Here is a 4,725-nt window from a genome sequence, read left to right as displayed (position 1 = left end):
GATGTTGTCAGTGTGAAAAGCAGTTCAAATTAGGTGGTGACTTAGTTTGGGCTGTTTTTATTCTCTCCAACGGCCACATAATATAAAAATCTGCTTTTAGCAGTAAACGAATCTTTATTGTGTGTGAAGATGTTGTCAGTGTGAAAAGCAGTTCAAATTAGGTGGTGACTTAGTTTGGGCTGTTTTTATTCTCTCCAACGGCCACATAATATAAAAATCTGCTTTTAGCAGTAAACGAATCTTTATTGTGTGTGAAGATGTTGTCAGTGTGAAAAGCAGTTCAAATTAGGTGGTGACTTAGTTTGGGCTGTTTTATTTTTCAACAAAAGTGCACCACTTAGTAAATATTTATAAAGCCCTCAATTATGAGGGCTTTTTTGTACTTGTTTCTTTACTAGTCGAAACACCAATTATAGACCGATAGGTTTATATGGGTATTAGCTATTATCTCGAGGGACAAAGTCTAATACGGTTGCGTTTATACAATATCTATCTTTTCCTCTAGGCCCCTCGCCCGGAAATAAGTGCCCCAAGTGAATACCTGTGCTTTTAGACCTTAACTCTATGCGCTGCATGCCCCAACTATTGTCCTCGTGTTCGGTTACACTGTTATTAACAGGGTGCGTAAACGACAGCCAACCTGTACCAGAATTAAAACGATCTCGAGTGTCAAATAAAGCCTCACCACTGAGCTTATCGACAAAGGTGCCATCGGGTGTGTTTTTAAATATTTTATATTCTTTACAATATGGGCGATCTGTTTTTGCATTAAATGCAACTTTATAAGCTTCACTATCTCCTAATTTAAATGCACCTAATGCTTTGTAAAACGTCTCACGGCTTGCGTAGCCTTGGCGACCATATACTTCTTCACCATTTTCTAAAAATAGAATTGTGGGTGTTGCCCATGTCGCTGATTTAATGATTAACCCGTCTAATTGATCTGCGTATCTAAATGACAAAGGGATGGTGCCTTTGTAGTCATTTGCCACCTCTTTTTTAAACTTCTCGCAGTAAGGGCAATAGTCTCGAGAGTCTATGATCACTATTTGTTTACCCACTAATAATGCAGTGTTGTCTTTCGTTTTAACTGGTACTGGTTCAAAAACCACACCAGTAGAATGATCAGGGCAATAACCATTAGGATTTTTTTGCAAATAATTTTGGTGGTATTCTTCAGCAGCTACAAAGCCCTCAAGTGGCTTGATAACGGTGACTATATTTCCATACCCAGCATTGGTTAATAATTGTTGGTATTGCGCTTTAACCTTTAACGCTGTGTCTTTTTGCGCATCGTTGCTCGTTAATATAATAGATCGATATTGCGTACCAATGTCATTACCTTGTTTGTTTAACTGAGTAGGGTCGTGACTTTCAAAGTAATTTTTAAGTAACTCTTGCGCAGAAATAATATTGCTGTTGTAAGTCACTTTCACTACTTCAGCGTAATTGTTTTCGTCAAAGCGGCGTGATTGCTTAGTAATGTTTTTGTAAGTAGCCTCAAACCCATTGCCATCTGCATAACCAGATTCTGCATCAATTACTCCATCTAGCGCTTCATAGCGTTTTTCTGCGCCCCAAAAACACCCCGATCCTAGTACAAGGCTTTCTACATGCATACTGGCTGCTACATCGCTTTGTTCGACCTTTTCCATCGATAAAGCAAACGCGCCTGCGCTAAATATAATTGCAGCGCCCGATAAATATAATAAATGCTGATAATTCATAATGTACCTCTAAACAAGTCCGTACTAATTAAGACCATTTAAATTTAATTATTATTTCAAACGACTTATTTATTTATTACGAGGCTAAACATATAAAGTTTACTTTTAAACCTAATTGACAATAAGATTTAAATTTCAGTGTATTAACAATTTTGCATAAATGTTCTGTGTTGGTCTCAAGGGTATAAATAATTAATTAAATATGTGATAGGTTTGCTTAATGATGTTCGAATTAGGTTTTACTAATGCAAAATCCTCACGTTTACGCTTTATCAAACAATAGCTTATTGCTTGATGCATCTCACTTAAGCACTAGCGGAACACTCAGTATTCAAAAAAAAATTTGGTCTTTAGCAAATCACTGTAAAAAAGATAATTCATTTATTGATATTGTACCCGGTATGAACTCACTCACTTTGTATTTAAAGCAAGATATTGAGTTAGCTAAATGGCTTGAGCAATTACCAGCTATTTGGAATAACATTAAACCTAATGAGTTCGTAGCTAAACATCACAAAATTAAAACGCATTATAACGGCGCAGACCTAAACTACGTGGCAAATTTTCATAGTTTAAGCATTGATGACGTCATTAACCTTCACAGTGAGCCCCAGTACGCTGTTTTATTTTTGGGGTTTCAACCTGGTTTTGCATACCTAAATGGACTAAACAAGCAACTTTTTACACCAAGACGCTCAGAACCTCGTCTTAAAGTACCTAAAGGGTCTGTCGCTATTGGTGCTGAGCAAACAGCAATTTATCCGGCAGATTCGCCTGGTGGCTGGCATATTATTGGCCAAACTGACATACCATTATTTGATGCAACGCAAAAAAGCCCATGCTTAATACAGCCTGGTGACACGCTCGAATTTATACCTGTATCTGTGGGGAAATAAATAATGATTAAAGTTATTAAAAGTGGCCCATTACTGAGCATCCAAGATTTTGGACGTAACGGATACCGCCATTTAGGCGTTAGTCAGTCTGGAAGCTTAGACCCTTACGCACAAACCATAGCAAACTGCCTTTTAAATAATGATAAAAACGCCGCTGTTCTTGAGGTAACCGTTGGCTTGTGCGAACTTGAGTTTGAATGCAACACTGCTATTGCCTTATTTGGTGCTGATTTAAATGCAACACTTGATGAAAAACCGATTTACCCAGGTTGGACATATAATATTAAACAAAAACAGGTGCTAAAATTTTCAACCGGCAGAGCTGGATTAAGAGCCTATATTGCCGTTAAAGGAGGTATTCAAAGCCCGGTTGTTATGAACTCTAAAGCAACTGACTTAAATGCTGGTTTTGGCGGACTAAATGGCAAATCGCTCTTCGCCGGTGACACTATTAAAATAACCCCTTACCAATCAGAATTTACTCAATGCGGTGCACTTATGCCGCCAAAACGTAAAATTGTTCGCGTATACCCAAGCCCACATGCAAAGCTTTTCTCAAAACAGATCATTAATGGGTTTACTCAGTCGTCGTTTAAAGTGAGTCACAATAGTAACCGCATGGGTGTTAGGCTTCAAAGTGATAATTATTCTTTAACCCACTCACACTCATTGCCTTCTCTTGCTGTAAGCCCCGGAAGCATTCAACTTCCACCAAATGGAGAGCCCATTGTTTTGTTAAACGATGCGCAAACAACGGGGGGTTACCCCTTATTAGGCACCGTAATTGAAGCAGATTTGCATCAATTTGCGCAATACAGACCACTAGATACAATTGAATTTGAATATGTGACGTTTAAGCAAGCATTACAAGCCAAACAAAAGCTCGACGGCCATTTAAACCAGTTAAAAATTGCACTTAAAAGCAAACGTTAAGCAATAATTAGTTACGTTGAACTTTAACTAATTAGCAGTTGCTTATTGCACCACTGTTACAAAAACGAGCCGTCTGTAAAGCAAGCTCACTTGGATAACTCACTAATAGTACAGAGTTTGAACAATGGAATTGATGCAAAAATAATCATAGTTACTCCTTGTTCACCAACAAGGTGCGGTCACTTAAACATTGGTGCATAAATTATTCTTAATTAATTGCAAAAGCTATGTGACTTGAGTAAATATTTCTGATAAAACAAGGGTTCGCAGTTCAGCAAAGTGGCTGAACTGCACACATAATAGGAATGAGGAGTTACTATGTGTTCAATCTTTGGGGTATTAGATATTAAATCTGATCCCGCTCAATTGCGAACTCAAGCAATTGAAATGTCAAAATTACTACGACACCGAGGCCCAGATTGGTCTGGTGTTTACGCGTCTGAAAAAGCAATTTTAGTTCACGAACGTCTTGCAATTGTTGGCGTATCTAGTGGTGCGCAACCTTTATACAACCCTGAAAAAACGCATATTTTAGCGGTAAATGGGGAAATATATAATCACAAAGAGCTAGCTGCAAACTTAGACACTGATTTTACCTTTCAGACACAGTCTGACTGTGAAGTAATATTAGCGCTTTATAAACAAAAAGGTCCTGAGTTTTTAGATGACTTGAACGGTATTTTTGCATTTTGCTTATACGATGAAGAAAATGACGCCTACTTAATTGGTCGCGATCACATTGGTATTATACCGCTATACACTGGCCACGATGAGCACGGTAACTTTTATGTTGCATCTGAGCTAAAAGCACTTTCTCCAATTTGTAAACATATTGAAGAATTTCCTCCTGGTCATTACTTTTACAGTAAAGATGGTGAATTAAAGCCGTATTATAAACGCGATTGGCAAACGTTCGACGCAGTGAAAGATAACAGTGCAGAATCATCAGATGTGAAAGACGCACTAGAGGCAGCCGTTAAACGCCAACTTATGTGTGATGTACCTTACGGTGTATTACTATCTGGTGGATTAGACTCATCGGTAATTTCTGCTATCACACAGCGTTTTGCAGCTAAACGTATTGAAGATAACGACGAAAGTGATGCTTGGTGGCCTAAGCTTCACTCGTTTTCAGTGGGTCTTGAGGGTTCACCCGATTTAGCGGCAGC

The 4,725-nt window shown here is 38.3% G+C and carries 4 protein-coding genes; 3 read left to right on the top strand and 1 reads right to left on the bottom strand.

Annotation, left to right across the window (positions count from 1 at the left end):
• Nucleotides 1-437 precede the first annotated feature (437 nt).
• The gene (gene msrA, locus BCG07_RS01065) at nt 438-1,727 is read right to left on the bottom strand and encodes a peptide-methionine (S)-S-oxide reductase MsrA (RefSeq protein ID WP_286888144.1); all 1,290 of its coding nucleotides are present in this window, start codon (nt 1,725-1,727) and stop codon (nt 438-440) included.
• 245 nt (nt 1,728-1,972) lie between these two features.
• Between msrA and pxpB the strand changes: the two genes are divergently transcribed.
• The 3 genes from pxpB to asnB form a co-directional block, all read left to right on the top strand.
• Entirely contained in the window at nt 1,973-2,623 is a 651-nt protein-coding gene (gene pxpB / locus BCG07_RS01060) for a 5-oxoprolinase subunit PxpB (RefSeq protein WP_286888142.1), read from the top strand.
• Between the two features lie 3 nt (nt 2,624-2,626).
• Nucleotides 2,627-3,556 carry a 5-oxoprolinase subunit C family protein gene (locus BCG07_RS01055; protein ID WP_286888141.1) on the top strand — a complete coding sequence of 310 codons (930 nt, stop codon included), beginning with the start codon at nt 2,627-2,629 and terminating at the stop codon, nt 3,554-3,556.
• 318 nt (nt 3,557-3,874) lie between these two features.
• Nucleotides 3,875-4,725, top strand: an 851-nt coding sequence (asnB, locus tag BCG07_RS01050; RefSeq protein WP_286888140.1) for an asparagine synthase (glutamine-hydrolyzing), incomplete at its 3' end; no start/stop codon positions are given.

Origin of the sequence: Pseudoalteromonas sp. ESRF-bin5 (genome assembly GCF_002632075.1) — a bacterium.
GTDB classification, from domain to species: Bacteria; Pseudomonadota; Gammaproteobacteria; order Enterobacterales; family Alteromonadaceae; genus Pseudoalteromonas; species Pseudoalteromonas marina.
This window is presented reverse-complemented; position numbering and strand designations above follow the sequence as displayed.

Excerpts from the sequence above, each read along its gene's own strand:
- pxpB (WP_286888142.1), top strand. The coding sequence starts at position 1,973 with ATGCAAAATCCTCACGTTTACGCTTTATCAAACAATAGCTTATTGCTT.
- BCG07_RS01055 (WP_286888141.1), top strand. The coding sequence starts at position 2,627 with ATGATTAAAGTTATTAAAAGTGGCCCATTACTGAGCATCCAAGATTTT.
- msrA (WP_286888144.1), bottom strand. The coding sequence starts at position 1,727 with ATGAATTATCAGCATTTATTATATTTATCGGGCGCTGCAATTATATTT.